The organism is Pseudonocardia yunnanensis (assembly GCF_039534065.1).
GTDB lineage: Bacteria > Actinomycetota > Actinomycetes > Mycobacteriales > Pseudonocardiaceae > Pseudonocardia > Pseudonocardia yunnanensis.
The window spans coordinates 79,814-105,556 of record NZ_BAAAUS010000019.1; the positions used below are offsets into that span (position 1 = coordinate 79,814).

At 70.7% G+C, this 25,743-nt stretch carries 22 protein-coding genes; 14 read left to right on the top strand and 8 right to left on the bottom strand.

From position 1 onward, the window contains the following. Window positions 1–33: 33 nt before the first annotated feature. Entirely contained in the window at window positions 34–252 is a 219-nt protein-coding gene (locus tag ABD743_RS18440) for an ATP-binding protein (protein WP_344723329.1), read from the bottom strand. Window positions 253–397: 145 nt separating this feature from the next. Between ABD743_RS18440 and ABD743_RS18445 the strand changes: the two genes are divergently transcribed. The 4 genes from ABD743_RS18445 to ABD743_RS18460 all read left to right on the top strand — a co-directional run bounded on the left by ABD743_RS18445 (window position 398) and on the right by ABD743_RS18460 (window position 5,718). Further along, window positions 398–808 carry a PPOX class F420-dependent oxidoreductase gene (locus tag ABD743_RS18445; protein ID WP_344723330.1) on the top strand — a complete coding sequence of 137 codons (411 nt, stop codon included), beginning with the start codon at window positions 398–400 and terminating at the stop codon, window positions 806–808. A gap of 164 nt (window positions 809–972) precedes the next feature. Continuing rightward, window positions 973–1,422: an acyl-CoA thioesterase gene (locus tag ABD743_RS18450; protein WP_344723331.1), complete on the top strand. Its 450-nt coding sequence runs from the start codon at window positions 973–975 to the stop codon at window positions 1,420–1,422. A gap of 40 nt (window positions 1,423–1,462) precedes the next feature. Further along, complete coding sequence (locus tag ABD743_RS18455; RefSeq protein WP_344723332.1) at window positions 1,463–4,198, top strand: helix-turn-helix transcriptional regulator; 2,736 nt, start codon at window positions 1,463–1,465, stop codon at window positions 4,196–4,198. Between the two features lie 161 nt (window positions 4,199–4,359). Further along, window positions 4,360–5,718, top strand: a complete 1,359-nt coding sequence (locus tag ABD743_RS18460; protein ID WP_344723333.1) for a hypothetical protein — start codon at window positions 4,360–4,362, stop codon at window positions 5,716–5,718. Between the two features lie 9 nt (window positions 5,719–5,727). On the opposite strand, the gene ABD743_RS18465 is transcribed toward ABD743_RS18460, so the two are convergent. Further along, complete coding sequence (locus ABD743_RS18465) at window positions 5,728–6,108, bottom strand: nuclear transport factor 2 family protein (protein ID WP_344723334.1); 381 nt, start codon at window positions 6,106–6,108, stop codon at window positions 5,728–5,730. A gap of 161 nt (window positions 6,109–6,269) precedes the next feature. Between ABD743_RS18465 and ABD743_RS18470 the strand changes: the two genes are divergently transcribed. From ABD743_RS18470 to ABD743_RS18490, 5 genes are all read left to right on the top strand, one after another. After that, complete coding sequence (locus ABD743_RS18470) at window positions 6,270–7,433, top strand: hypothetical protein (protein WP_344723335.1); 1,164 nt, start codon at window positions 6,270–6,272, stop codon at window positions 7,431–7,433. Window positions 7,434–7,503: 70 nt separating this feature from the next. Next, window positions 7,504–9,864: a serine/threonine-protein kinase gene (locus tag ABD743_RS18475; RefSeq protein WP_344723336.1), complete on the top strand. Its 2,361-nt coding sequence runs from the start codon at window positions 7,504–7,506 to the stop codon at window positions 9,862–9,864. After that, window positions 9,855–10,931 carry a PP2C family protein-serine/threonine phosphatase gene (locus ABD743_RS18480; RefSeq protein ID WP_344723337.1) on the top strand — a complete coding sequence of 359 codons (1,077 nt, stop codon included), beginning with the start codon at window positions 9,855–9,857 and terminating at the stop codon, window positions 10,929–10,931. The genes ABD743_RS18475 and ABD743_RS18480 overlap by 10 nt, the downstream gene beginning before the upstream one ends. Continuing rightward, complete coding sequence (locus ABD743_RS18485; protein ID WP_344723338.1) at window positions 10,928–12,202, top strand: vWA domain-containing protein; 1,275 nt, start codon at window positions 10,928–10,930, stop codon at window positions 12,200–12,202. The genes ABD743_RS18480 and ABD743_RS18485 overlap by 4 nt, the downstream gene beginning before the upstream one ends. 65 nt (window positions 12,203–12,267) lie before the next feature. Then, window positions 12,268–12,834 (top strand): FHA domain-containing protein, encoded by a 567-nt coding sequence (locus ABD743_RS18490; protein WP_344723339.1) that lies wholly within the window; start codon window positions 12,268–12,270, stop codon window positions 12,832–12,834. A 13-nt stretch (window positions 12,835–12,847) separates the two neighbouring features. Here ABD743_RS18490 and ABD743_RS18495 read toward each other — a convergent pair whose 3' ends face one another. The 5 genes from ABD743_RS18495 to ABD743_RS18515 all read right to left on the bottom strand — a co-directional run bounded on the left by ABD743_RS18495 (window position 12,848) and on the right by ABD743_RS18515 (window position 17,224). Then, on the bottom strand, window positions 12,848–13,831 hold the full coding sequence (locus ABD743_RS18495; RefSeq protein WP_344723340.1) for a glutamate ABC transporter substrate-binding protein: 984 nt from the start codon (window positions 13,829–13,831) through the stop codon (window positions 12,848–12,850). After that, window positions 13,828–15,126 carry a hypothetical protein gene (locus tag ABD743_RS18500; RefSeq protein WP_344723341.1) on the bottom strand — a complete coding sequence of 433 codons (1,299 nt, stop codon included), beginning with the start codon at window positions 15,124–15,126 and terminating at the stop codon, window positions 13,828–13,830. Before ABD743_RS18500 ends, ABD743_RS18495 begins: the two co-directional genes overlap by 4 nt. Window positions 15,127–15,183: 57 nt before the next feature. Next, entirely contained in the window at window positions 15,184–15,417 is a 234-nt protein-coding gene (locus tag ABD743_RS18505; RefSeq protein ID WP_344723342.1) for a hypothetical protein, read from the bottom strand. Further along, window positions 15,410–15,703: a hypothetical protein gene (locus ABD743_RS18510; RefSeq protein ID WP_344723343.1), complete on the bottom strand. Its 294-nt coding sequence runs from the start codon at window positions 15,701–15,703 to the stop codon at window positions 15,410–15,412. The genes ABD743_RS18505 and ABD743_RS18510 overlap by 8 nt, the downstream gene beginning before the upstream one ends. A 1,185-nt stretch (window positions 15,704–16,888) precedes the next feature. After that, entirely contained in the window at window positions 16,889–17,224 is a 336-nt protein-coding gene (locus ABD743_RS18515; RefSeq protein WP_241036474.1) for a histone-like nucleoid-structuring protein Lsr2, read from the bottom strand. A gap of 633 nt (window positions 17,225–17,857) precedes the next feature. Here ABD743_RS18515 and leuA point away from each other — a divergent pair. Then, entirely contained in the window at window positions 17,858–19,675 is a 1,818-nt protein-coding gene (leuA, locus tag ABD743_RS18520; protein ID WP_417716251.1) for a 2-isopropylmalate synthase, read from the top strand. A gap of 42 nt (window positions 19,676–19,717) precedes the next feature. Continuing rightward, window positions 19,718–20,449: a FadR/GntR family transcriptional regulator gene (locus ABD743_RS18525; protein WP_344723345.1), complete on the top strand. Its 732-nt coding sequence runs from the start codon at window positions 19,718–19,720 to the stop codon at window positions 20,447–20,449. Here ABD743_RS18525 and ABD743_RS18530 read toward each other — a convergent pair. Next, a complete protein-coding gene (locus ABD743_RS18530; protein ID WP_344723346.1) occupies window positions 20,404–21,117 on the bottom strand; it encodes an ArsR/SmtB family transcription factor in 714 nt (237 codons plus the stop codon). The genes ABD743_RS18525 and ABD743_RS18530 overlap by 46 nt on opposite strands. A gap of 99 nt (window positions 21,118–21,216) precedes the next feature. On the opposite strand from ABD743_RS18530, the gene ABD743_RS18535 reads away from it, so the two are divergent. The 3 genes from ABD743_RS18535 (at window position 21,217) to ABD743_RS18545 (ending at window position 25,735) form a co-directional block, all read left to right on the top strand. Beyond that, window positions 21,217–21,639: a nuclear transport factor 2 family protein gene (locus ABD743_RS18535; protein ID WP_344723347.1), complete on the top strand. Its 423-nt coding sequence runs from the start codon at window positions 21,217–21,219 to the stop codon at window positions 21,637–21,639. A gap of 148 nt (window positions 21,640–21,787) precedes the next feature. Next, complete coding sequence (locus tag ABD743_RS18540; protein WP_344723348.1) at window positions 21,788–24,553, top strand: ATP-binding protein; 2,766 nt, start codon at window positions 21,788–21,790, stop codon at window positions 24,551–24,553. Between the two features lie 159 nt (window positions 24,554–24,712). Beyond that, window positions 24,713–25,735: an LLM class flavin-dependent oxidoreductase gene (locus ABD743_RS18545; RefSeq protein ID WP_344723349.1), complete on the top strand. Its 1,023-nt coding sequence runs from the start codon at window positions 24,713–24,715 to the stop codon at window positions 25,733–25,735. Window positions 25,736–25,743 lie beyond the last annotated feature (8 nt).

Below are 25,743 nucleotides of genomic sequence, written 5' to 3' on the forward strand. Positions count from 1 at the left end.
GGGCGAAGCGGGCGAGGAGGACCGGGGGAGGACTCAGCGGTACGGCATCAGCGCCGGAGCTGCCATCTCCGGCTGGACACCCATGGTCCGCTCCACGCGATAGTGCGACGAGCGTTCGACCAGGTAGTCGAGGAGGGCCGTCTTGCCCACACCCGGCTCGCCGCGCACGAGCAGTGCCCGGCTCTCGCCCGACCGAACAGCCTCGCGCAGGCGGTCGAGCTCGTCACACTCACTGCGCCGATCCTGCGACACCCAGCAACACCGCCACCGGCGCGGATCCGCGCCGCGCCGCGCAAGGAGTATCGGGGCGCGCCGATGCGGGCGCCACAACCGATGACTGCTTGACACGCCGCGGGCTCGGCCGGTGCTCACGGCCTCGGCGTACTACGGTCGCCGGATGGATCTCGACAAGGCGCGAGAGATCATCCGCAAGCAACACCGGGCGGTGCTCGCCACGATGCGCGAGGACGGCACTCCGCAGATGTCACCGGTCCTGGTCGGCATGGACGACGACGGGCGCGTGCTCGTCAGCACCCGGGAGACCGCGGTCAAGGTGCGCAACGTGCGCAGGGACCAACGGCTGTGGCTGTGTGTGCTGCCCGATGGCTTCTTCGGGAGCTGGATCCAGGTGGAGGGCCGTGCCGAGATCGTGTCTCTGCCGGATGCGATGGACGGCCTGGTGGACTACTACCGGCAGATCACGGGCGAGCACAAGGACTGGGACGAATACCGCACGGCGATGCAGCGTGAGCGGCGGGTGTTGCTGCGCGTGACGCTGACCCGCGCGGGCCCCGACCGCTCCGGCTGACCGAACGGCGGACAAGGCCGCGTCCATACGCCGAGCTTCGCTTCGCACACGTGCCGTCCCTGGTATGCCCGCCGGGGATGTGGCTCGGGATCCACACGGATGCGGATCGCAGTGATGCCGGACGACAGTCGCTGTGTCCGACCCGGAGCTGGTGAAGGCAGGGCATGAGCATCTTCAGCCTGCAGTTGGCTGCACGGCAGTACGAAGTGGACTTCAACGGGCATTTGAGCAACGCGGCCTACTACGACTGGGCCGACCACGTCAGGCTGGAGTTCCTGCGACGCGCGGGAGTCGTGCCCGAGACCTTCATGGAGAACAAGGTGGGCCCGGTCATCCTCGAAGCTCAGGCGCGTTACCTCCGTGAGTTACGCATCGGAGAACATGTGACCGTCACCTGCGAGCCCACGTACGGCTCCGGAAGAACGTTCACCTTCCTGCATCGCTTCATCCGCGGCGACGACGTCCTGGCCACGGAGCTGGTCAAGATCATGGGGATGCTCGATCACAGCACCCGGCGTCTCGTCGCGGATCCTCATCGAATCCTTCGCGCGCTCGCCGCCCAGCCCGAGCTTCTGGAACCGGCCGGCGCCACGGCGAGTGAACAGCACGAGTAGGCCGGATACTCCTGAGGTGACGCGAGGCGGACGAGCGCCGGTGGCGTTGCGGGATCGGCGCAGCGAGTGCGAGGCGCTCGACCGTTCGCTCAAGGCTGTTCGGTCGGGCGAGAGCCGGGCATTGGTGGTGCGCGGCGAGCCCGGCGTGGGCAAGACGGCCTTGTTGGAGTACCTGGTCGAGCGGGCCTCGGGCTGCCGCGTGGCGCGCGCTGCGGGTGTCCAGTCGGAGATGGAGCTGCCGTTCGCGGGGCTGCATCAGCTCTGCTCCCCGATGCTGGATCAGCTGGCCCATCTCCCCGGTCCGCAGCGTGATGCGCTGGCCACCACCTTCGGGCTGAGCAACGGCGACCCGCCGGGCCGCCTGTTGGTCGGTCTCGCTGTGCTCGGGCTGCTCGCGGAGGTGGCGCGGGAGCAGCCGCTCGTCTGCGTGGTCGATGACGTTCAGTGGCTCGACCGTGCCTCCGCGCAGGCTCTGATGTTCGCCGCACGGCGGCTGGGTGCCGAGTCGGTGGCGATGATCTTCGCGTCGCGTGAGCCCGGCGAGGAGCAGGAATCGGACGAGGAGGAGTCGACGGGTCTGCAGGAGCTGGTGGTGGGCGGTCTGCCCGACGAGGACGCCCGAGCGTTGCTGGGCTCGGCGCTGCCCGGTCCCGTGGACGCGCGGGTGCTCGACCGGATCGTCGGGGAGGCCCGCGGTAATCCGCTGGCACTGCTGGAGCTGCCGCGTGGCCTGACGCCCGCCGAACTGGCCGGCGGGTTCGGGCTGCCCACGACGATGGCATTGCCGAAGCGGATCGAGGAGAGCTTCCGACGGCAGCTCGCGCCGCTCCCGGCGGACTCCCGTGAGCTGCTGGTGATCGCCGCGGCGGAGCCGCTCGGCGACCCCGTCCTGATCTGGCGGGCCGCTCAGTGGCTGGGGATCGGCCATGAGGCGGCGGCGCCCGCGGTCGCCGCCGGCCTGATCGAGATCGCTGCTCAGGTGCGGTTTCGTCATCCGCTGCTGCGCTCGGCGGTTCACCGGGCCGCCGGCGTGGAGGAGTGGCAGTACGCGCACCGTGCGTTGGCGGAGGCCATCGATCCCGACACGGATCCCGATCGCCGGGCCTGGCACCGCGCCCAGGCGGCCGCGGGCCCGGATGAAGACGTCGCCGCGGAGCTGGAGCGTTCGGCGGGGCGGGCGCAGTCCCGCGGCGGCCGCACTGCGGCCGCGGCGTTCCTGGAACGGGCCACGCATCTGACTCTCCAGCCGCAGCGTCGGGCCGAGCGTGCGCTGGCCGCGGCGCAGGCCAAGCACCAGGCCGGCGCACCCGACACAGCGCTGGAACTGCTGTCCGCTGCGTCGGCGGGGCCACTGGATCCGTTGCAACGTGGCCGGTTGGAGTTGTTGCGGGCGCAGATCGCGTTCACCGTCAGCCGTGGGCGTGACGCGCCGCCGCTGCTGCTGCGGGCCGCCAAACAGCTCGAACCGCTCGACGTGCGGCTGGCTCGGGAGACCTACCTGGACGCATTGGACGCAGCGATCTTCGCCGGCCCGTTGGCGGGCTGCAACGGCCTGCAGGAGACCGCTGCCGCCGCACGTTCCGCACCCCCGTCGCAGCGGCCTCCACGCGCGGCCGATCTCCTCCTCGACGGTTTGGCGGTGGGATATACGGATGGGTTCGCGGCGGGCATACCGACGTTGAAGCGCGCGCTGGTCGCGTTCCGCAGCCCGGACCTCCCCGAGGAGGAGGGGCTGCGCTGGCTCTGGCTCACCTGCCGCATCGCCCGTGCTCTGTGGGACGAGGAGGCGTGGGAGGCGATCGTCACCCGCTTCCTGCAGCTCGCGCGGGAGACCGGAGCGCTGTCCGTGCTTTCGCTCGCCCTCAGCGCCCGCACGATCGCGCACGTGTTCGCCGGTGAGCTGGATGCGGCTGAGGCGCTGGGCGACGAGCTGCACGGTGTCACGGAGGCGACCGGGAGCCCGTTCGTGCCCTACGGCGGCCTGATGCTTGCCGCCTGGCGGGGCCGCGAGGAAGCGGCCACCGACCTGATCGACACCGTTCTCGACGAGGCGGTGTCTCGGGGCGAGGGACTCGGGCTGACCGTCACCGGGTTGGCGACGGCAGTGCTCAACAACGGGTTCGGACGCTACGAGGAAGCGATGGTCGCGGCTGAGCGAGCCGGCGAGCACCCGGAGGAGCTGAACGCGTCAACCGCCTGGGCTCTGGTCGAGCTCGTCGAGGCCGCCACCCGCATCGGGATGCCCGAGCGTGCTGACGACGCCCTGCAGCAGATCGCGAAGTCGACCGGCGCGAGTGGAACCGACTGGGGGTTGGGTATCGAGGCTCGCTGCCGGGCGTTGACGAGCGACGGTTATGCGGCGGAGCGTGCCTACCGGGAGGCGATCGAGCGGCTCGGACGCACCCGGGTTCGGGGGGAACTTGCCCGGGGCCATCTGCTGTACGGGGAGTGGTTGCGTCGCGAGGGCCGGCGGTTGGATGCGCGGGTGCAGCTGCGCACCGCCTACGAGATGTTCACGGCGATGGGGATGGAAGCGTTCGCCCGGCGTGCGGAGCGCGAGCTGGGGGCCACCGGGGAGACCATCCGCAGACGTCCTGCGGAGACCGGCGGTGAGTTGACCGCGCAGGAGGCGCAGGTCGCGCGTCTGGTTCGGGAGGGCCTCACCAATCCCGAGATCGGAGCCCGGTTGTTCATCAGTCCGCGCACGGTCGAATATCACCTGCACAAGATCTTCGGCAAACTCAACATCACCTCACGCAGGCAGCTCCGCCGCTGATCCCCCGGCCGGCGGCCACGGCCTCAGTCACGGAAAGTGACACCTGACGCAGAGGGATCAACTGCATGTCGTATTGCCGCCGGCACATGCAGACGGCCATCCTGGGCGCGCTCAACAGTCGCCGCAATTAGTCGGGCAATCGTTGTCCCGAAGGAGGCGCTATGGACCCGGTTTCCTGCGTGAATCCGATCTACCAAGGGTACCTGTACAACAATCGCTGGGCGATCACCGACTTCTGGACCCGAGCCAACACCCTCGACGCGGCCATCCACTTCGTCAACGCCGCGTACAGCAAATGGCCCGCCCAGGCCCAACAATGGCGCGACGGCATGGCCACCAGGCTGGGGACCGGAACCCAGCCCCAGACCGAGGACCAGTTCTTCCAGCCGATGCTGGACAACGTCGGCGTGTGGGACGACGACTTCGCCTGGTGCGGCCTCGCCTCGCTCAGCGCATACGACTTCCTGCGCGCGTACGACTTGAGCGGTGGCCACAACCACGCCGCCGTCTACCTCGACATCGCGCAGACGTGCTGGCTACGCATGGTCGGCACGGGCTACGACCTGGCGACGGAGGTGATGCCGGTACCGCACGGTTGCCGCAACAGCAGTGCCTCGGCGAGCAGCAACCCCATGGGCATCAAGAACACGGTCACCAACGCCGGGTTCTTCCTGCTGTCCCTGCGCCTCTACAACACGCTGAAGACCGCCACGCCCCAGAAGACGGCCGCCGCCCAGGGCTACCTCAAGATGGCCTACGCCCAATACCAGTGGTTCAGCCGGTGGTTCACGGAGCCGAACCTCTCCAAGTACCAGTACCTGAAGCTCGTCACGTTCAACAAAGGCGTGATGGGCGGCTTGGTCAACGAACGACCACTGCCCGACGGGATCTACAACTCGCTCGACAACCCGCCGTACGAACCGGGCTGCGCCTGGTCCGGCGACCAGGGCCTGATCCTCGCTGCCCTGGCGGGCATGCTCCAGATCGCCGACGAGTTGGCCCTCTACGTCCAGGCCCACGTCGACCCCACCTTCGACAAGACCGCGTTCACGACCGACGTCACCACCTGGATCCGTCAGATCGCGCAAGGCGTGCAGCAGTTGCTCGTCGGCGCCGACGGCATCGTGCGCGAAGCGCCGTTCAAGGCGCTCATGTCGAACGACTCGATGACGGGCTTCGTGTTCTCGAAGGACTACGTCAGTGGGCGGGGCGTCCTGCTACGCTGCCTGGCCTTCCCCGAGGTCAAGACCGCCCTGTCCGCGGCGGGTGTCAGCTTCGACGACAACCTCAACAAGACGGCGAACGCGGTCTGTGCCTCCCTCGAGCCGGGTCCCGCCAACCAGGTGGACGTGACCTTCGGCGTCGAGGACGCGGATTTCCAAGCCGCTTTCAAGAGTTACTGGCAATTCGGGGACGGGCCCATCGGCTGGACGTTCGACACCAGCCAGGGCGCCCTCGTCGACACGATCGTGCAGGCGGTCGGCCTGGATGCGATCGGGGCGGCGATCCCGCTGCAATGACCCGACCCTTCACCCCATTCTTTCGACCCACTGCGCGCGAGACGGCCCCGGCTCGAACGCCTCACCGAAGTACTGCGTCTCGTGGACGACCTGCCCACCTTCGAATTCCATGATGCTCACCACATAGAACGGTTGCCCGTCATATGTGAGGACGAGTTCGCTGGTCCACAGATCGTTGATACCCAGCATGCGTCGCACGGTGAAACGTTTGTCGCTCGGCTGCGCGACGCGCGAGGCTTGAATATTGCGCCGACCGCGGATGCGCTCGCCCGATTGCGGGTAGTCGAGCACCGCGTCGTCCCGGTAGATGTCGTGCTCCGTCTCGAAGTCGTTGGCGTCGGAGGCCGCCCAGTGCCGCTGTAGAGCGTGCCGCACGTCGTCGTCATGCATGGCGGTATCTCCTTCCGTGAATGCGTCGACGTCCCATCGCCCAGGGCGCCCTCGGGGCGGCGATCCCGCTCCCGTGGCCGGTAGTTCGGCCTGCTCCCGGCCCAAGGAGATCCTGCTCGGCACCGGCTGAACGCGCTACCCTGCCGCCTCGGGGGGACGGCATGACAAACGGGGCAACGCGTCCACTTCGGGCCGAGTTGGCCGAGCGGGTCGCGGTGCAGGGCAGGATGGCGAGCGCGCTCGTCGAGCTCGAGCGCCATCCCGGCCATGCCCTCCTCACCAGCGGCGGACTCACGGGGCAGACCGCGCAGCTCTGGGTGGGCATCGAAGGTGAGCTCGCCGGGCTGTGGCGCGACTTCGATGACCACCGCAGGATCGTCGACGCCGCCACTGCCGCCGCCGACGGCGGCGATCTCGCCACACTGCGGCGGCTGCTGCACGATCCGTCGATCGAGGTGTCCCGCACCGCTCTCCCGCTCCATGAGCGGGGGCTCACCGGTGTCCCCGAGCGTGTCGAGCACGTCGACCTCGACACCCTCCACCGCCGGATGGAGGCGGCGTTCGATCGCGTCAGCGCGTTCGTCGCACGCGCCGACGCCGCGTACCGCGACGCTCTCGCCCGCGTCGCCTCGCCCGCCGAACAGCTTCGTGTCGCCCGCCGGATCGCCGACGACCTCGGCACCGAGCAGCACGCCGTCGCGGAGCTGACCCGCAGGCTGGACGTCGTCGAGCGGGCCGCGACCACGGATCCGCTCGGTTCGGCAGTCGACACCGGCCCGCTCGCCCGGGACGTCGGGGCAGTCGTCGCGCGGCTTCGCGCAGCGACCGCCGTCCGGGACGGCTGGCCCGATCAGACAGCCCGCCTCGACGCCGCACTCGGTGAGCTCGACGCCCTGCGCGGCCGGATGGTCGCCGACCGCGCCAGAGCCGCCGAGATCGTCGTCGTCACGCTGCCGTCCGCACCGCCCGACCGGCGGCCCGCGCTGCGCGCCCGGCGGGCCGCCCTCCTCGCGATCGATGGTTGGCCGTCGAGGGCCGCGGCGCTCGAGAGCCTGCTCGTCGCCGTCGCGGCGGAGGCCGACACGCTGCGGGCCGCCCGGGAGCTGGCGAGCGGGTTGATCGAGCGCCGTGGCGAGCTGCGCGGGCGCTACGAGGCCTACCGCGCCAAGGCACACCGCCTCGGTCGTTCCGAGCAGCCCGAGATCCTCCGGCTGGAGGAGGAGTTGCGGGCCGTGCTGTGGGCGCGGCCGTGTGACCTGGCGGCCGCCACCCGCGCGCTCGCTGAATACCAGCGCCTGCTGCAGGCCGAGGGGAGAACCGCATGATCGAGCTTGCGAGCGGGCCGGCGTCACGGCGCCTTCGCGTAGCGCCGGCTGAGCGCAGTGGGGACGAGCGATGAGCGCCTGTGCCCGGCCGGGTTGTGACGGCACCATCGACGACGGCTACTGCGACACGTGCGGCTTGGCCCCGGCCACGCCGCCTTCGGCGAGCGCGACGGTGGCGCCTCCCGGGTCGTGCGGTCGTCCGGGCTGTGACGGCACGATCGACGAGGGCTACTGCGACACGTGCGGCCTCGCGCCGGCAGCGGTCGGGATCGACACCGATGCCGGCCCCAGCACGGCGGCTGCGGCGCCGACCTGGTCCACCAGCAGCTCGTCCGGCGGATCCGGAAGCCGCGCCAGCAGGCCCACCCGCCGCGGCAGCGGGCGCAGCGGTACCGCGGCCACCCGCAGCCGGCTCGGCGCCGGGATGGTCGACGTCCCGCCGGTGCCGCGCCTCGAGCCGGTGAGCGCGCTGATGACCGACCCGCAGGTCGCCGAGTCGGACCGGTTCTGCAGCCGCTGCGGCAGCCCGGTCGGGCGCGGTCGCGACGGGCAACCAGGGCGTGTGGAGGGCTTCTGCCCGAAGGACGGAACCCGGTTCTCCTTCGTCCCGAAGCTCACCCCTGGCATCCTCGTCGGCGGACAGTACGACGTGCTCGGCTGCCTCGCGCACGGCGGCCTCGGCTGGATCTACCTGGCGCTCGACCGGGCGGTGAACGACCGGCCGGTGGTGCTCAAGGGCCTGCTCGACGCCGGTGACGCCGACGCGATGGCCGCCGCCGTGGCCGAGCGGCGCTTCCTCGCCGAGGTCGACCACCCCACCATCGTCAAGATCTACAACTTCGTCCGGCATCCGGATGACGACGGCACACCGGTCGAGTACATCGTCATGGACTACGTCGGCGGCTCCTCGCTCAAGCAGTTGATGGAGAAGCGCAGGCTCGCCGACGGTGGCCTCGACCCGATGCCCGTCGGCCAGGCCGTCGCGTACGCGTTGGAGGTGCTGCCGGCGCTGGGCTACCTGCACTCCCGCGGGCTCGTCTACTGCGACTTCAAGCCCGAGAACGTGATCCAGTACGACCGGCAGCTCACGCTCATAGACCTCGGCGCCGTGATCGGCGTCGACGACCGGACCAGCGCCGTCTTCGGCACGATCGGCTACCAGGCACCCGAGATCGCGACGCTCGGCCCGTCGCCGGCGTCCGATGTGCACACCGTCGGGCGCACGCTCGCCGTGCTGGCGCTCGGGATGCCGCCCGCACGCCGCGGAGTGCCGACCCCGCTGCCCGATCCCGACGCGCACCCGGTGCTCACGCGGCATCCGTCCTTCGACCGGCTCCTGCGCCGGGCGACGGACCCGGATCCCTTTCGCCGCTTCGACTCCTGCGACGAGATGGCCGAGCAGCTCACCGGGGTGCTGCGCGAGGTTCTGGCCACGGAGGACGGACGGCCGCGACCTACGGCGTCCACCTTGTTCGGTCCGCCGCGCGGCACCTTCGCGCCCGGACTGTTGATCAGCGAGGACGGCGTCGGGCGCCCGGACCCCGCGGCGGTCGCGGCCATGCTGCCCGTCCCGCTGGTGGACCCTGCGGATCCCGCAGCCGGAGTGCTCGCCGCCACCGCGACGGTCGACCGCGCGGAGATCGTCCGCATCGCCGAGGCGAGCGCGCAGACCGGCGGGCCGGGGGAGCCGAGCCCCGAACTGCGGCTGCGGTTGATCCGGGCGGACATCGACGCCGGCGACACCGCGGCCGCACGGACCGCGATCGACGAGTTGCGCCGGGACGAGGCGGGCGACTGGCGGCTCGACTGGTTCACCGGGATCGCCGCGCTGGTGGAAGGCGACGTCCCGGCGGCGGTCACCGCCTTCGACGCCGTCTACTCGACGCTGCCGGGCGAGCAGGCCCCGAAGCTCGCGCTCGCTGCCGCGGCCGAGCGGGCCGGAGCGGACGCGCACGCGGAGCAACTTGCCACGCTGTTGGCCGCGACCGACCCGGCACTGGCCGACGCAGCGTTCGTCAGGGCACGCTGCCGTCTCCGGGCAGGGGACCGGGCTCAGGCGATCGGTGCTCTCGACGCCGTCCCCATGACCTCGAGCATGCACGTCCCGGCCCAGCTCGCGGTGGTGGAGGCGACGGTCGCAGGGGGCACGTCGGTCCCGGCGAGCGAGCTGCAGGCCGCCGCTGCGCGGGTCGAGGCGTTGCGGCTGGACCGGGCCACCGACCAGGGAGTCCGTGCCGCCCTGCTGACCTCCGCGATCGCCACCCGAAGCACGGGGGACGGTCCGCTGCTCGGGGTTCCCTGGCGCGAGCACGACCTGCGCTTGGCTCTGGAGGGATGTCTGCGGGCGTCGGCGCGTCTCGTCACGGACCACGCCCAGCGGGTGGCGCTCATCGACCGCGCAAACGCCGAACGGCCCCGGACATGGGTGTGAACGCCTGCCCGCGCTGCGCGGCCGACGTCGGCGTGGACGACCGGTTCTGCGAGCGATGCGGCTTGGACCTCACGCTGCGCCGGGCCGGCACGGTCGATGCCCGCCCACCCCGCGGCCCGTGTGCCGCTTGCGGTGCTGCACCGGACGAGACCGACTACTGCGGCGTCTGCGGCAGGCGACTCCCGGGCGGCACCGATCATGTCGCCGCCGACCTCGGCCGGTTGGCCGGTGTGAGCGATCGTGGCCACGTCCACGCCCGCAACGAGGACGCGATGGCGTTCGGGCTCCGCCGTGACACCGGCGTGGTCGCCGCCGTGGTCTGTGACGGCGTCTCCAGCACGAGGCGGCCAGAGGACGCCTCCCGTGCCGCCGTCGAAGCGGCCCTCTCCGTGCTGCTGAACGCCGAGCCCGCACCCGTGCCGGTGCCGGTGGGCGCCGGACCGGAGGAACCGCGTACCGGGCGAACGGTCCGGGTGCGCCCGGCCGCTGACTCCTACCATGTGCCGGAGTCGGCTCCGAGCGTTGCGGAGGAGGAACGGCTGCTGCGGCGTGCCGTCGGCGCCGCGGCCGAGGCCGTTGCGGAGCTGGCCGCCGAGAGAGAGGCCGACGCACCGTCGTGCACCCTCGTCGCCGCGCTGGTCGGGCCGTCCGGCCGGGTCACGGTCGCGTGGGTGGGCGACAGCCGCGTCTACCACCTCGACGGCCCGAACTCACGGCTCCTGACCGCCGATCACTCCTGGGCCCATGAACAGGTCGCTGCCGGCGTGCTCGACCCCGCGGCGGCGATGGCCGATCCGCGCGCCCACGCGATCACCCGGTGGCTCGGAGCGGACGGGAAGCCGTACCCCGATGTCACCACCGTGGACGCCGAGGGTGGGCTGCTGCTCCTGTGCACCGACGGCCTGTGGAACTACCTGCCCGACCCCGGCGACCTCGCTCGTATCGCGGGCGCCGCGGACACCCCGCACGGGATCGCCGCCCTGCTCACCCGGTACGCGCTGGACTCGGGCGGCCGGGACAACGTCACGGTCGTCGCGATCCCCCTACCCGAGAGGAGTCCGGCATGACCTTTGCCGTCGACGTCGACCAGAACCCGTACCTCGCTGCGGGCGAAACCCGCGTCGACGCGATAGTCACCGTGACGGCATCCGGCGACCTCACCGCGCCCGCTCCACCGTCGGATGTCCTCGAGGTCATCGTGATCGACTGCTCGGGGTCGATGCAGGGCGACCGGATCCACGCCGCACGGCAGGCCACAGCAGCGGCGATCGCCGAACTGCGCGACGGGGTCGCCTTCGCCGTGATCGCCGGGACGCACGTGGCGAGCCAGGTGTATCCCCCGAGCGGCACAGCCGTCGCGAGCGAGGCCACCCGCGCCGAGGCGACGACCGTCGTGCGGTTCCTGCAGGCGGGCGGCGGCACCGGTATCGGCGCCTGGCTTGCGGCGGCAGGTGAGATCGCCGCGGCCCATCCCGGCTCGATCAAGCACGCGATCCTGCTGACCGACGGGAAGAACGGCGAGGCCCCCGACTGGTTCGCCGAGCAGCTGAGGTCGGTGACCGGGGTGATCGCGTGCGACTGCCGTGGCGTCGGCACCGACTGGCGGGTCGACGAACTGCGCGCGATCGCCTCGGCGCTGCTCGGCACCGTCGACATCGTCGCAGACCCTGCCGACCTCGCCGGCGACTTCCGGTCATTGATGGGTGCGGCGATGGGCAAGGGTGTTGCGGACGTCGCCCTGCGGCTCTGGACACCGCGCGGGGCGACGATCCGGTTCGTCAAGCAGGTCTCGCCCGCGGTCGAGGACCTCACGGCCCGCCGCGCCGAGGCGGGCCCGTTGCGCGGCGACTACCCGCTCGGCTCGTGGGGCGCGGAGAGCCGTGAGTACCACGTGTGCGTCGAGGTGGCGCCCGGGGCGGTCGGCGACGAGATGCTCGCGGGCCGGGTCACTCTGGTCCGATCGGGCTCGGACGAGGCGCTGGGCGACCAGGGCAGGATGCGGGCGGTCTGGACCGAGGACGTCGCGCTCTCGACCAGGATCAGCCCGGGGGTGGCTCACTACACCGGGCAGGCCGAACTCGCCGAGGCGATCCAGGCAGGTCTCGCCGCGCGCAAGGCGGGCGACGAACCGACTGCCACCGCGCGCCTGGGCCGGGCCGTGGCACTGGCTGATGCGTCCGGCAACGACGGCACGGCGAGGCTGCTGGAGAAGGTCGTCGAGGTCGTCGATGCGCCTTCGGGCACGGTCCGCCTGCGGAAGGACGTGTCCGCCGCCGACGAGATGACCCTCGACACCCGGTCGGTGAAGACCGTGCGGGTACGTGGGGGTGAGGGCTGATGGCCGCCTGCCCGGCCGGGCACGAGTCGTCGACCACGGACTACTGCGACACGTGCGGCGCTCGCATGACCGCGCCCACGACGTCACCGCCCGCGCCGGCACCTGAGCCGCCTGCGCACTGCGCGCGGTGCGGGGAGCCGCGGGGTGGGCGGTTCTGCGAGGCGTGCGGGCACGACGCCGACCTGCCGGTGCCGGACACCGCTCCTGCCGCGCAGCCCGCACCGGATGCCGGTTGGACGGCGGTCGTTCGCGCGGACCGGGCGTGGTTCGAGGAGGTCCGCCGCCGCGACGGGCCGGATGCCGCCACGCTCGAGTTCCCGCCGTACGCCCCGGAGCGCCGGTTCACGCTCAGCGGCCCGCAGATGGCGATCGGGCGTCGCAGCCGCTCCCGCGGGATCGACCCGGAGATCGACCTGTCCGGCCCGCCGCTCGACCCCGGTGTCTCCACGCTGCACGCGCTGCTGCTGCCCGGTGCCGACGGCGGCTGGACGATCGTCGACCTCCAGTCCACCAACGGGACGACGATCGGCGACAGCACGGACCTCATCCCGCCCAACACCCCCGTGCCGCTGCCGGACGGCACCGTGATCAAGCTCGGCGCCTGGACGACGCTCAGCGTCCACGCCCCCTGATCCGCGCGTCGGGTCAGTCGCGGTAGACAGCGGGCGCGACCGGCGGGACCTGGTCGAGGTGGCCCGCGAACCACTTCTGGTTGCTCGCGGCGAGGCTGCCGTCGGCGCGGGCCTGCTCCAGCACGCCGTTCACGAACCGGACGAGGTCGGGCTGGCCCGGCTGCATCCCCACGGCGTAGCGGGAGTTGTCGAGGGCGCGGCCGACGATCTCGGTCTGCGGGTCCTGCGCCGCCAGCCCGGCGAGGATGACGTCGTCGCTGGACACGGCCTCGACCCTGCCGTGCTGCAGGTCGAGTACGCAGTCGGGGATCCCGGCACGGGTGGAGACCTGCAGGCCGAGCGGCAGTGCACGGAGAACGTCCTCGGTGGTGGAGCCCTCCGACGTGCAGACCCGCTGCCCCGCGAGGTCCTCCACCTCACGCACTCCGCTGTCGACCGGCACCAGCATCCGCTGCGAGACGGTGGTGTACGCGCTGGAGAACTCGACGTTCTCCTGCCGTGCGCACGTGACCGTAAAGCTGTTGACGACCATGTCGACGCGCCTGTCCCGGACGGCGTTCGCCCGGTCGGCGATGTCGAGGACGACGAACTGCACCGCGTTGGGGTCGCCGAGGATCGCGGCGGCGATCCGGTGGACGATGTCGATGTCGGAGCCCTCGATCTGCCCGGTGATCGGGTTGCGGTAGCCGGCGAGGTACTTGCCCTGGTCGACGCCCGCGATCAGCCTGCCGCGTGCCGCGATCGCGGCCATGGTCGAGCCGGGGGGCATCGCGCCGGGCGCGGGCAGCGGACCGGTGGGACGCAGGCTCTCCCGCACCTCGCTGCAGGCCGGAGGGGCCGGCGCCGCCGCGGGTGCTCCGGTCGTCGTGGCGGGCACGGCGGCGGACGGACCGCCGTCGGGCAGCAGCAGGCTGCCGAGCGCCAGCACTCCGGCGACGGCGAGGGCGATCAGCGGCAGCCTGCTCGACGGGCGTGAGCGCGTCTCGTGTCCGGTCACCGGTATTCCTCCAGCCTGCGCCCGATTCCGAGGACGATCCCGACGGCCGCGAGCACCCCCAGCACCACCGAGACCGCCGGTAGCGCGCCAACAGCGGCCCGTGCGACTGCGGCGTCGTCGGCGAACGCGGCGCGCTGGGCGTCCGTCGCCGAGCGGAGGGCCGCGTCGAGCGCCTCGAACGTGCCCCCGGAGCTCTGAGGGTCGGCGCCGGTCGCAGAGGCGACCGCCTCCGGGAAGCGGCCGCCGTCGTCGAGCGCGCGGAGGGCAACGTGCGCGTCGCGCCATCGCTGCGCTGCGGCCCGGACCGTCGACAGGTCGGCGTCGGGATCGGCCGCGGCGGCGGTGTCGAGAAGCGCGTCGGGCGCGAGGATGCGGTCGATCTGCACGGTGAAGCCCTGGTCGGAGGCCCCGGCACCGCCGCGCGCGACGAGCACGAGGCTCTCGTTGCTCCGGGCTTGCAGCGCGGCGGCGTGGGCGTCGTCGAGGGCTCGTGCCGCGTCGCCGTGCCGGTCGGCCCCGCGCAGTGCCCCGCCCGCGACGGCCGTTGCGACCACCCACCATCCGACCAGGACGACGAGCGCGGCCACGGCGCCGACCAGGCCCGGGTTGATCACGCGGTTGGTGCGGCGGCGCTCCCGGATCGAGGCGTGCACGAGGCCGACGAGCGCAGCGATGCCGAGCACCACGACGGCGAACGGGAGGCTGCCGCCGCGGGCGAGTGTGGCATCGAGGGCCGTGTACTCCGCGGTGCGCAGCGTTGCGGCGGCCGGCAGGATCGTCTCCCGCATCAGGCTGGATGCGGCGCCGAGGTAGGTCTGGCCGAGGGGCAGACCGAGGCGGTTGTAGGTGCGCGCGGACTCGACGAATCCGGTGTAGACGGGCAGATTCGACGTGATCGTCACGACGTCGTCGGCGGCGGGATCGTCGGCGGCGAGCCCGGCCGCTGCCCGCACGAGGCGCTCGGATGCCGCGTCGACGTCGCTGTCGAAGCGGTCGCGGACGGCTTCGGGCTCGGTGCCGCCGGAGACGTAGCCGCTGGTGGCCATGGCGTCCGCGTCTGCCAGGGCGCGGTAGATCTCGGCGGCGTCGGCGGAGAGCGTGGCCAGGCGGGCGCCCTCGCTCCCGACGGCGTCGGCGCGCGACAGACCGTTCGCCAGCCCGACTACCCCGGCCAGCAGTGCGCCGACCAGCAGGACGGCTCCGACCCGGCGTAGCCGCTGCGGCGTGGCCCCGCCCGCGACGAGCTCGCGCACTCGCGCAACGGACACCGGCGCGTTCTTCGTGAGCACGCTCATTGATCCCCCCGGGCGCACTGTATCGAGACACAGCGCCGAGGTCTCCCGGAGAAGTGATCACAAGTCGCGCCGGCAACCTCGTTCCCGCGGGCGTTGCTTCGCCAGCAGCCACCGGAGCGAGCGATCATCGGCTGCGTCGTACTCATGGGGGAGCAGATAGATCGTGGCCAGCCCATCGGTGACCTGGACCATGTCGCCCCGGGCGCCGGGTTCCGCCCGCTGACCCAGCGGGTTCTGCAGCAACCGCGTCGCCACCAGGGGTCGCCCGACCGCCTCCATGGGGTCAGGCACTGGTGATCCCGGCGGCGTTCGTGCCGGCTCGCCGGGCCTGCATTGCATGCTGTATCCCGTTGCGCGGTTCCGGGTGCGTCGCGCCCTGACCGGACAACGCGCTACCGACACCGATGGCTGCGGCCACCGGCCACTCGATGATCCCGGCGATCGCGGTTGCCGCGAGTCCGCCGAAGAACAGCAGTGTCCTGCCCGACGGCAGTAACGAGCGTGCCGTCTGCACGACCCAGCCGAGCTCCTCCCGGCTCGGCGGTTGCAGGTCCGGCACACGGAACTGGGCCGTCACGAATGGAAGGTTGACCGTCGCTGTGCGCCGTCCCTCGAAGCGGCCATCGGCCTGGCGCACCCCGGCTGCCCGCTCGGTGGTCGCCGTCTCGGCGGACCCGGCCGACTTTCGCGGATTCTCGGCCTCGCCCGTCCATATCGCTGTGCCCCTCGCCCTGCCCGCCACGGTTCACCTCGCTCCGCCCTGATCTCGACCGGCGACCAGCGTGTCGTGCGCGTGACGAGAACTCAAACCCCGGGTGGTCTAAAGGTGTCTAATGCGGCCACGTGCGGAGGCCGGGCCACCACGCAGCGGCAGCGTCGTTACGACCGCTGGTCGAGACGCGGGACATGCATGTGTCGTGGTTCTTCGTTTTTGTGACTGTTGAACGGCTCGGAGACCGCAGCCGGACGCGGCCGAGTGGATCAGCGCCACCGGGATGGACCGGGCCGTCGAAGGCTGAGCGCTGGGCGAGAGTTTTGCCGGGTTCGGGGAAGAAGATCGCGAACGGCATGCGGCCGCTCGAGCGGTTGTTGCCGCCGTTGTCGGGCTGGAGGCAGCAGGTCCACTCGTTGGGCGAGCGCAGAGACATTCCCCACCGCGTGGAGCCGATTCGGAGTACTGCGCGGGAGGCCGAACGTAGAGCGTATGCCGGGAGCGTCGCGTGGCGACGCTATCCGGGCGAGTTGAACCTGGAGTGACCGTAGATCGACCAGTTGCTGTTCAGGGCAGAGGGCCGGCGCTTCGGGAACTCGCCGACCTACCCTCTGACGTCTATCGGCCACGGTAGAGAAGTCGCGGTTCGTACGCACAACCGGCCCGAGTGGGCCGGGTCAGGAGTGCAACCGCGACCTGGAGCAGTTGATTCGTGTGGTGCGTCGCTACTGACGAAAGCGTCGACCTTACACGCCGTCAGTCGACGATGACGAGCGCACGCTCGCCGACGTGATCTCGGAGCGGAAACCGGAATATCGGCATAGGAGAAGACGTCCTCGACCGCGACGAACGTGGTGCCGAGGGTGGGCGTTCGGTGATCGGCACGGCGAGGGCGGGCGGGATCTCGTGGGTGCCGTGATCACCTGCGGGGGAGCGCTGCCGAGCCCGGTCGTGCTCGTTACCTGGGGGCCGAGGCGCATGCTCAGTGAATCCTGGCGTACGCAGCGCCTCCGGCCCCCACGGCGGTAGAACGGTGGGGGCCGGGCCCTGTCAGTTCTTCTGGTGGTAGGCCTCGAGCACGTTGGACGGGATGCGGCCGCGCTCGGAGATCTTCATTCCGCGCTGCTGCGCCCATTCGCGAATGGCCTGGTTCTGCTCGCGGTCGACGCTCGGGCGGACCGTTGCGGTGGCGCCGGCCGAACGGCGGCGGACCCCCGTGCGGCGAGCAGCGGAAACGAAGGGAGCGAGGGCCTCCCGCAGCTTGGCGCTATTGGCCGCCGAGAGGTCGATCTCGTAGACCTTGCCGTCCACCGCAAACTCGACCTGCTCGTCGGCCTCGTTGCCGTCCAAGTCGTCGACCAGGGTGACTGTCGTCTGCTTCGCCACGTGTCTTGCCTTTCACGGGTTGCTACGGATGAACCGTATCGGGGGACGCGATCAAGATAATTGTTTCGGTGCAGCATGGCAAGTCGATCCGTCGGGGAGTCGCGGGCCGCCGGAAGCTCCATCATTGGCGGCGCCGGGGACCGAACCGCAGGATTCCCGGAGCGGAGCCGAATGTGGGGATAACCCCAGCCGGCCCGAGCATCCACGAATCGCTTTGGGCGCCCCCCGGCGGGGTTCCCGGGCAGGATCGGCCAGGACCAGACCGTTCCGGCCGATGAGCTGCCCGCGCGGGCGTATTTCGCGGCCCGTGGTCCAGTCGCATAGCCCGCCGAGTGTCTCAAAAATTGGGAACTCTTGACCATATCATGGGACGTAAATGACGGTGTACAGCGGTGACTTGCCAGGTGGTGGACGTGGTCGTCGCGCGGGCGCCCGGGCCTTGATCATCGCTTTGGGCCGCCAAGCAGTGCTGAACACGGCCGCCCGCCCCCATTCGGTGATCAAGGTCTGGCAGTCGAGGTGTGGACGGCTACTCGCCCCCAGGACGTCAGCGGCTGACGGGTCGGCAGGTGAGGCGCGAGAGGTCTTAGATATCTGGTTGTCAGACAACCAGAGGTCTCTTATGTTGAGCCCATGGCAGGTTCACCGTCACTTCGCCCGAGCACGTCATTGCGCACGCCGCGCGGCCCACGACCGGCCACCGCGCCCTCGTGGAACCGACAGCGGTGTAGTGCGATGCCGTCGCACCGCTACCGGCCCGCCCACGACAGGGTCGACGTCCCCCTCATCGACAGGACGTGGCCCGAGCGGCGCATCACCGAGGCGCCGCTGTGGGTCCCCGTCGACCTTCGCGACGGCAACCAGGCTCTCGTCGAGCCCATGGATCCGGGACGCAAGCGGCAGTTCTTCGAACTGCTGGTCGGGATGGGCTTCACCGAGATCGAGGTCGGTTACCCGTCAGCGAGCCAGGTCGAGTTCGACTTCGTCCGCGAGCTCGCGCACGAGCGACTCGTCCCCGAGGACGTCACGGTCGCCGTGTTCACCCCTGCTCGGGCGGAGTTGATCGACCGCACGATCGAGTCGATATCCGGCCTGCGCCGGGTGGTCGTGCACCTCTACACCGCCACGGCGCCGCTGTGGCGCGGCATGGTGATCGGCGAGGACCGGGTAGCGCTGCTGCGGCGCATCCGCGACGCGGCCGAGCGGATCGGACGCGCCGTGGACGGCTGGGACGCAGAAGTGCGTTTCGAGTTCTCCCCGGAGGTCTTCAACCTGACGGAACCGGATTTCGCGCTCGAGGTGTGCAACATGGTGACGCAGGTCTGGGACGCGGATCGGGATCGCCCCGTGATCCACAACCTGCCCGCGACGGTGGAGATCTCGACGCCGAACGTCTACGCCGACCAGATCGAGTTCATGCACCGCAACCTGGACCGGCGGGAGGCGGTGATCCTCTCGGTGCACCCGCACAACGACCGCGGCACTGGAGTGGCGTGCGCAGAGCTGGCTCTGATGGCGGGGGCCCAGCGCGTCGAGGGCTGCTTGTTCGGCAACGGTGAGCGCACCGGGAACGTGGACCTGGTGACGCTGGCGCTGAACCTGCACACCCAGGGCGTCGATCCGCAGATCGACTTCTCCGACATCGACGAGATCAGACGAGTCGTCGAACAATGCAACCGGATCTCCGTCCACGAACGCCATCCCTACGGTGGCGATCTCGTGCACACCGCGTTCTCGGGCACGCACCAGGATGCGATCAAGAAGTGGTTCGCCCGGCATGCGGCTCTCGCTGCTGAACGTGGGATCGCCGAGGACGAGCTTGCGTGGGACGTGCCCTATCTGCCGATCGACCCAGCGGAGCTCGGACGCACCTACGAGGCGGTGATCAGGGTCAACAGTCAGTCCGGGAAGGGCGGCATCGCCTACCTGTTGCAGTCCCACGCCGGCCTCGTGCTGCCGCGCCGCCTCCAGATCGACTTCGCGGCGGTCGTGCAACGCCTAACGGACCGCACCGGCGCGGAGATCAGCCCGGAGGAGCTGTGGAGGGTGTTCCAGCACGAGTACGTGGAGCCCGGCACGACGTCCGGGCCGGGTGCTGTCGACCTCCACGACTGGGGAACCTGGCAGCTCCGGACAGGCCAGCACCTCTTCTCCGCCCAGGTGAGCACCGGAGGTCCGGTGCGCGCGGTCGAGGGGACCTCCGCAGGACCGCTCGCCGGCTTGGCGGAAGGTCTTGCAGCAGTGGGCATCGACGTCGACGTCCTCGACTTCCAGGAACAGACCACGTCGCCCGGGCGGGAGAGCGTCGCGGCCGCGTATGCGTTGTGCCGCGTGAACGGAGTCGACGCCTGGGGTGTCGGGCTGGACGCCTCGGTGCTCACTGCGTCGGTGCACGCCGTGATCGCCGCCGTGAACCGCGCCGCGCCCGAGAAGGTCGATGCCGAACGATAGGTTCACGCCGGGGGCGAGCTACTGATGGTGACGGAGGCGATGGTGGCGGTTCAGCCGGTGCGGCGCCGATCTCTCGTCGAGCAGGCGACCAGCGAGCTGAGCCGTCTCATCGCCTCCGGGGAATGGCCGGTCGGTAGCAGAGTGCCGGGCGAAGTGATGTTGAGCAGGCAGCTCGGCGTGAGCAGGCCGACGGCGCGTGAGGCGATGCGCGCTCTGATCACGACGGGCCAGCTCGAGACCAGGCACGGGCTGGGCACGATCGTGGTCTCGGCAACCCCGCTTCCGGCGCTGGAACAGAAACTGCGGCGCGCTGCGATCGCCGAGGTCTACGAGGTGCGGGTCGCACTCGAAGTCGAGGCGGCCGAGCTCGCGGCACAGCGCCGCACCCCCGAGGACGTCGATCGGATGCGGGACGCGCTCTCGGAGCGGGACGCCGCGACGTCCGCTGCCGCGCTTGTCGAAGCCGACCTGAAATTTCACACCGCAGTGGTGGCCGCCGCCCACAACAACGTGCTCGTCGAGGTCTTCGGGTCGTTCCTCGGAGCATTACGCAATGCGGCGGAGGACATCGTCGCGGACAGCGCTCTGCGAAACCCCGACGAGGACGCCGCGGTGGAAGCCGCCCACCATGCCCTCGTCGACGCGATCGCCGACGGCGACTCCGATGCAGCCGTCGTGGCGACCCGGAGGAACGTGCACGCCACTCTGGTGCGGCTGCGCGGCGAGCCCTATCCGTTCGAGCCCGACAACCAGGTGTCGAGCCGGCGGTCGTAGTCCGGGGCGACGTGCAGGCCCCGCCCGGTCGCCCGGCTCACCCATCCCAGATCGAGCATCCGGTGAGTGAGCGCGGCGGGAAGCGCGCCGGCCAGGTGCGGGCGCCGTTGGGTCCAGTCCAGGCAGGTCCGGGCGAAAACCCGACGCGTCCTGTCCAGCTCCGGCAGCTCGACCCCCATATCCGCCATGAGGCGACGTCCGGCCGCCGTCACTTCGTGATCACGGTCGTCGAACATCCGGAGGGCATCGACGGCGAGCAAGCGGTCGCGCAGTTCGACGCCGCGGCGCCCGGCGAGGTGGTCATAGCAGGTGCGCGCCTCGGCAAGGGTTCGGGCGGCTCGATCGCTTCGCAGCGAGCGAACCGGTGTGGCCGGCGCGAGCTGCGCCATCGCTTCCACTGCCGCGGCCACCCGAGGTCCCGCCAGCTCGTGATAGCGGTGCCGGCCCTGCGCGCGCACCACGACCAGGCCACCCTCGACCAGCCGGCGCAGGTGCGCGGTCGCGGTGGCCGGATGCACGCCGGCGCGACGGGCGAGGTCGCCGGCAGGTAGCGAGCGACCTTCGGCCAGCGCGGCGAGCATCGCGATCCGAGTCGGGTCGCCGATCAGCGACGCCACCGGCGCCAGATCTCGATCGAGGACACGCCCCACCGTCGGTTCGCTCGTCATGCCATCACGGTGCCACATCCACGATTGGGTCCGGAGCAAAACGTTGCGCGCCTAGCGTCGGACTCGTCAACGATCAACGACAGGAAGAGGGTGACGACCATGGCTGAGCCGACGACGGTCGAGGGGCGGATCGAGCACATCTTCACCGCCTGGGACGAGGCGCTGGGAGCCAAGGATCTGGACGCAGCGATGGCGCTGTACCAGCCCGACGCGACCTTGGAGAGCCCACTGGTCTGTTATCTGCTGGGCACCGACGAGGGCATCGTGCGCGGCCGAGAGAACCTGCGGCGGTTCGTGGAGAAGGTGTTCTCCCACCAGCCCGCGAATCGCCGCCGGTTCCGCGGCGGTTTCCTGACCAACGGCTCCCGGCTCACCTGGGAGTATCCGCGGGAGTCCCCGGAAGGTGACCAGATGGACATCGTCGAGATGATGGAGATCCGCGACGGGCTCATCGCCCACCACCGTGTCTATTGGGGCTGGCTCGGCGTCGGCACGCTCGCCAAAGGCGACCACCCCAGATAAGGATCATGCGTAGTAGCCGGCTCGATCCATGGCGGTTGTATCCGGGGACCGGGCCGCGAATACTGCGGAAAAACGGTGGCGTCCGTATCCGAGATCATTGGAGGCGCCGAAATGATCCGCATTGTCGGGCAATACCCGATTTGTTGTCGTGCTTGACCGGCGCAGCGAGTGTCGGGTCCTCCACGAGCTGCTCGACGCGGTGAGGTCGGGCGAGAGCCGGGCACTGGTGGTGCGCGGTGAGTTCGGTGTGGGCAAGACGGTCCTGCTGGACCATCTGGCCGAGCAGGCGTGGGGGTGTCGGGTAGAGCGCGTCACGGGCGTCCGGTCGGAGATGGAGCTGGCCTTCGCCGGGTTGCGCCAGCTGTGCGAGTCGATGCTGGGCCAGGTGGAGCGGTTGCCCGGTCCGCATCGGGAGGCGCTGTCCACGGCTTTCGGGCTGAGCGGCGGACCGGCGCCCGACCGGTTCCGCGTGGGTCTTGCGGTGTTGGACCTGCTGGCCGAGATGGCCCGTGAGCGGCCGCTGGTGTGCATCGTCGATGACGTGCAGTGGCTGGACTCGGCATCGGTTCAGGCGCTGACCTTCGTGGCCCGCCGGCTGGGACTGGAGTCGGTCGCTGTGGTCGTCGCCGTCCGCGCCCCCGCGGACGTGCCGGAGTTGGACGGGCTGCCCGAGCTGGCGGTCACCGGTCTGCCCGACGAAGAGGCCCGTGAGCTGCTGAACGCGGCACTCGTCTGGCCGGTGGACGAGCAGGTACGGGACCGGATCGTGGCCGAGACGCGGGGGAACCCGCTGGCCCTCGTGGAGCTGTCGCGGGGACTTGTGCAGGGGGAGCTGGCCGGCGGGTTCGGGCCGGTGAGCACGGCGACCCTGCCGTCCCGGATCGAGGAGCGCTTCCGACAGGAGCTCGGGCAGCTGGGAGTGGATACGCAGCGGTACTTGCTGGTTGCGGCGGCGGAGCCGCCGGGTGAGCCGCTTCTGGTGTGGCGGGCGGCTCAGCGACTGCAGATCGGCATGGTGGCCAAGGCGGCGGCGATCAGGGCGGGACTGGTCGAGATCGGCGAGCGGGTGCTGTTTCGTCATCCGCTGGAGCGTTGGGTGGTCTACCGGGCTGCGTCGACGGAGGATCGGCGCAGCGCTCACCGTGTCCTGGCGGAGGCCACCGATCCCGAGGTCGATCCGGACCGTCGGGCCTGGCATGCCGCGCAGGCCGCACCGGAGCCGGACGAGGATGTCGCCGCGGAACTCGAGCGCTCGGCGGGGCGAGCGCAAGGGCGCGGCGGACTGGCCGCAGTGGCAGCGTTCCTGGAACGTGCGGCGGAGCTGACGTCCGAGCCTGCGTGTCGGGCCGGGCGGGCGCTCGCCGCGGCGCAGGCCAAACAGCAGGCCGGTCTGCCCGGCGCAGCCCTCGGCTTGGCGTCGGTGGCGGAGGCCGGCCCGCTGACGCCACTGCAGCTGGCACAAGCCGATCTGCTGCACGCCCGGATCGCCTTCGACGTGCGGTGCAGCGACGCTCTTCCGTTGCTGCTCAGGGCGGCCGGCGAGCTCCGGTCGTCGGACGTGCGGCTGTCACGTGAGACCTATCTCGAGGCGCTGTCCACGGCGATGGTCGCCGGTCCGACCAGCGGCGGTACCAGCCTGCAGGAAGTGGCCGAGGCCGCACGGTCCGCTCCTCCCGCGGAAACGCCCCCACGGCCCGTCGATCTCCTTCTCGACGGTCTGGTGGCACGGTTCACCGATGGCCACGCAGCCGGGATGCCGCTGGTCTGCGACGCGTTCCGCGCCCTTCGCGAGCACATCTGCGAGGAGGACGCGCTGCGCTGGCACTGGCTCGCGTGCCGTTCGGCATCGCTGGTGTGGGACTTCGAGATCTGGGACGTGTTCACCGCAGATTTCGTCCGGCTCGCCCGCGATGCCGGCGCGCTCGCCGTGCTCACCGAGGCCATGAGCTCCCGCATTCCGGTGCAGACACTCGCGGGCGAGCTGGAGGCGGCAGCCTCCCTGGGCAAGGAGCTGGACTCGGTCACCGAGGCGATCGCAGGGCCTCCCGTTCCCTACGCCGCCTCGCTGATCGCCGCGTGGTGTGGCCGCGAAGAGGAGGTCCGCCGGCTGAACGAGATCGCTACCGCGGAAGGGCAGCGCCGGGGCTACGCAATCGGGTTGACCATCACCGGCTGGGCGAAGGCGCTGCTGAGCAACAGCCTCGGCCGGTACGACGACGCGCTGGCCGCGGCCAGGCAGGTCGGCGAGCAGCATCCCGAGGAGGTGGGCATGCCCACCTGGGCATCCGAGGTCGAGCTGATCGAGGCGGCCACTCGCAGCGGGAAACCGGAACAGGCCGTCGCGTCTCTCGAACGCATCACCGAGACGACCCGCGCCGGCGGTACGGACTGGGGGCTGGGCATGGCAGCCCGCTCACGGGCGTTGATGACCGATGGCCCCGCGGCCGAGGACGTCTACTGCGAGGCGATCGACCGTCTCGCCCGTGCCGGTGTCCGTAGCGAGCTAGCCCGCGCGCACCTCGTCTACGGCGAATGGTTACGCCGCGAACAACGGCGAACGGACGCGCGCCGGCACCTGCGCACGGCTTACGAGATGTTCGCGGCGATGGGCGCCGAGGCGTTCGCCCGGCGCGCCGCGCGCGAGTTGGAGGCGAGCGGCGAGCCCGCCCCACGACACACGGCTGATACCAGCAGCGAGCTCACCGCGCAGGAGATGCAGGTCGTGCGCCTCGTGCGAGAGGGCCTCACGAACTCCGAGATCGCGGCCCGGCTCTTCCTCAGCCCGCGCACCATCGAGTGGCACATGACCAACATCTTCGGAAAGCTCCAGATCACCTCACGCAGGCAGCTCCGCCGCTCTTCCTCCGGCGGCGTCGATCCCATGGCGCACCGTCGATCATCTCGCCGAAGGTAGCGGGCCCGACCATCTGCTACGGACCGCCTCGATCGCATGTGAATGCGATTCTGGCAACCTCGATCTCATTCTGCCGGAATCGTCCATGGGTACCGCGCGGATCCTGGATACTGCAGCGGAGACAACGGGTTCTGGGCATTGCGGCACAGGAGGCGATTTGTGAAATTCGGAGTATTCGACCATCTCGACCGTGCGGGTGGCCCCGATACAGATATCGGGCGGCAGTATGCGGACCGGCTCGCGCTGACCGAGCATTACGATCGGGCCGGGTTGTACGCCTACCATGTGGCCGAGCACCACGGCACCCCACTCGGCATGGCGCCGTCGCCGGGCATGTTCCTCGCCGCGGTTGCGCAGCGGACCACCCGTCTGCGGTTCGGCCCGTTGGTCTCCGTCCTGGGCCTGCAGCATCCCGTGCGGGTTCTCGAGGAGATGTGCATGTTGGATCAGCTCAGCGGTGGCCGCCTGGAGCTCGGCATCGGGCGCGGCGCCTCCCCGATCGAGCTCGGCTTCTTCGGCGTCACCCCGGACGACGCGGCCGAGATCTACCGAGAAGCGGTCGAGATCCTGCTTGCCGGTGCCGATTCCGGACGGATCAGCGCCGACGGTCCGCGCTTCGTGCTCCGTGGCGTGCCACTGCATCCGATGCCGGTCCAGCGTCCTCATCCGCCGCTCTGGTACGCCGCGGCCCGGCCGGAGTCGGCGCGGTGGGCTGCGGAACGCGACGTCAACATCGTCGTCGGAGGTGTGAGGCCCTCCGATATCCGGCGGCTCACCGACGCCTACCGCGCAGCCTGGTCCCGAACAGGGGCGACGTCCACACTTCCCCTGCTCGGGATGAACCGGCATGTGGTCATCGCCGACACCGACGCCGAGGCGCGTGACGCCGCCCGCCCGGCGTACGAGCTGTGGTACGACCACCTCACGCTGCTGTGGCGGGAGAACGACGTCCCTTTCCCGCTGCCGTTCGCGCCGTCCTTCGACGCCGCCGTCTCCTCGGGAATGTGCCTGGTCGGTTCCGCGGCGACGGTCCGCGAAGCCGCGCTCAGAGAGACCGCAGAGGCCGGAGTGAACTACCTACTCTGTCGTCTCGCCTTCGGGGACCTGCCGCTGGAGGTGTCGAAGCGATCGGTTGCGCTGCTGGCCGACGAGGTGATGCCGGCGTTCTCGGAACTCGAATGAGGGCCGCC

Coding starts and splice junctions, on each gene's coding strand:
- ABD743_RS18445 (WP_344723330.1), top strand. CDS start 398: ATGGATCTCGACAAGGCGCGAGAGATCATCCGCAAGCAACACCGGGCG.
- ABD743_RS18450 (WP_344723331.1), top strand. CDS start 973: ATGAGCATCTTCAGCCTGCAGTTGGCTGCACGGCAGTACGAAGTGGAC.
- ABD743_RS18460 (WP_344723333.1), top strand. CDS start 4,360: ATGGACCCGGTTTCCTGCGTGAATCCGATCTACCAAGGGTACCTGTAC.
- ABD743_RS18465 (WP_344723334.1), bottom strand. CDS start 6,108: ATGCATGACGACGACGTGCGGCACGCTCTACAGCGGCACTGGGCGGCC.
- ABD743_RS18470 (WP_344723335.1), top strand. CDS start 6,270: ATGACAAACGGGGCAACGCGTCCACTTCGGGCCGAGTTGGCCGAGCGG.
- ABD743_RS18475 (WP_344723336.1), top strand. CDS start 7,504: ATGAGCGCCTGTGCCCGGCCGGGTTGTGACGGCACCATCGACGACGGC.
- ABD743_RS18480 (WP_344723337.1), top strand. CDS start 9,855: ATGGGTGTGAACGCCTGCCCGCGCTGCGCGGCCGACGTCGGCGTGGAC.
- ABD743_RS18485 (WP_344723338.1), top strand. CDS start 10,928: ATGACCTTTGCCGTCGACGTCGACCAGAACCCGTACCTCGCTGCGGGC.
- ABD743_RS18490 (WP_344723339.1), top strand. CDS start 12,268: ATGACCGCGCCCACGACGTCACCGCCCGCGCCGGCACCTGAGCCGCCT.
- ABD743_RS18500 (WP_344723341.1), bottom strand. CDS start 15,126: ATGAGCGTGCTCACGAAGAACGCGCCGGTGTCCGTTGCGCGAGTGCGC.
- leuA (WP_417716251.1), top strand. CDS start 17,858: ATGGCAGGTTCACCGTCACTTCGCCCGAGCACGTCATTGCGCACGCCG.
- ABD743_RS18530 (WP_344723346.1), bottom strand. CDS start 21,117: ATGACGAGCGAACCGACGGTGGGGCGTGTCCTCGATCGAGATCTGGCG.
- ABD743_RS18535 (WP_344723347.1), top strand. CDS start 21,217: ATGGCTGAGCCGACGACGGTCGAGGGGCGGATCGAGCACATCTTCACC.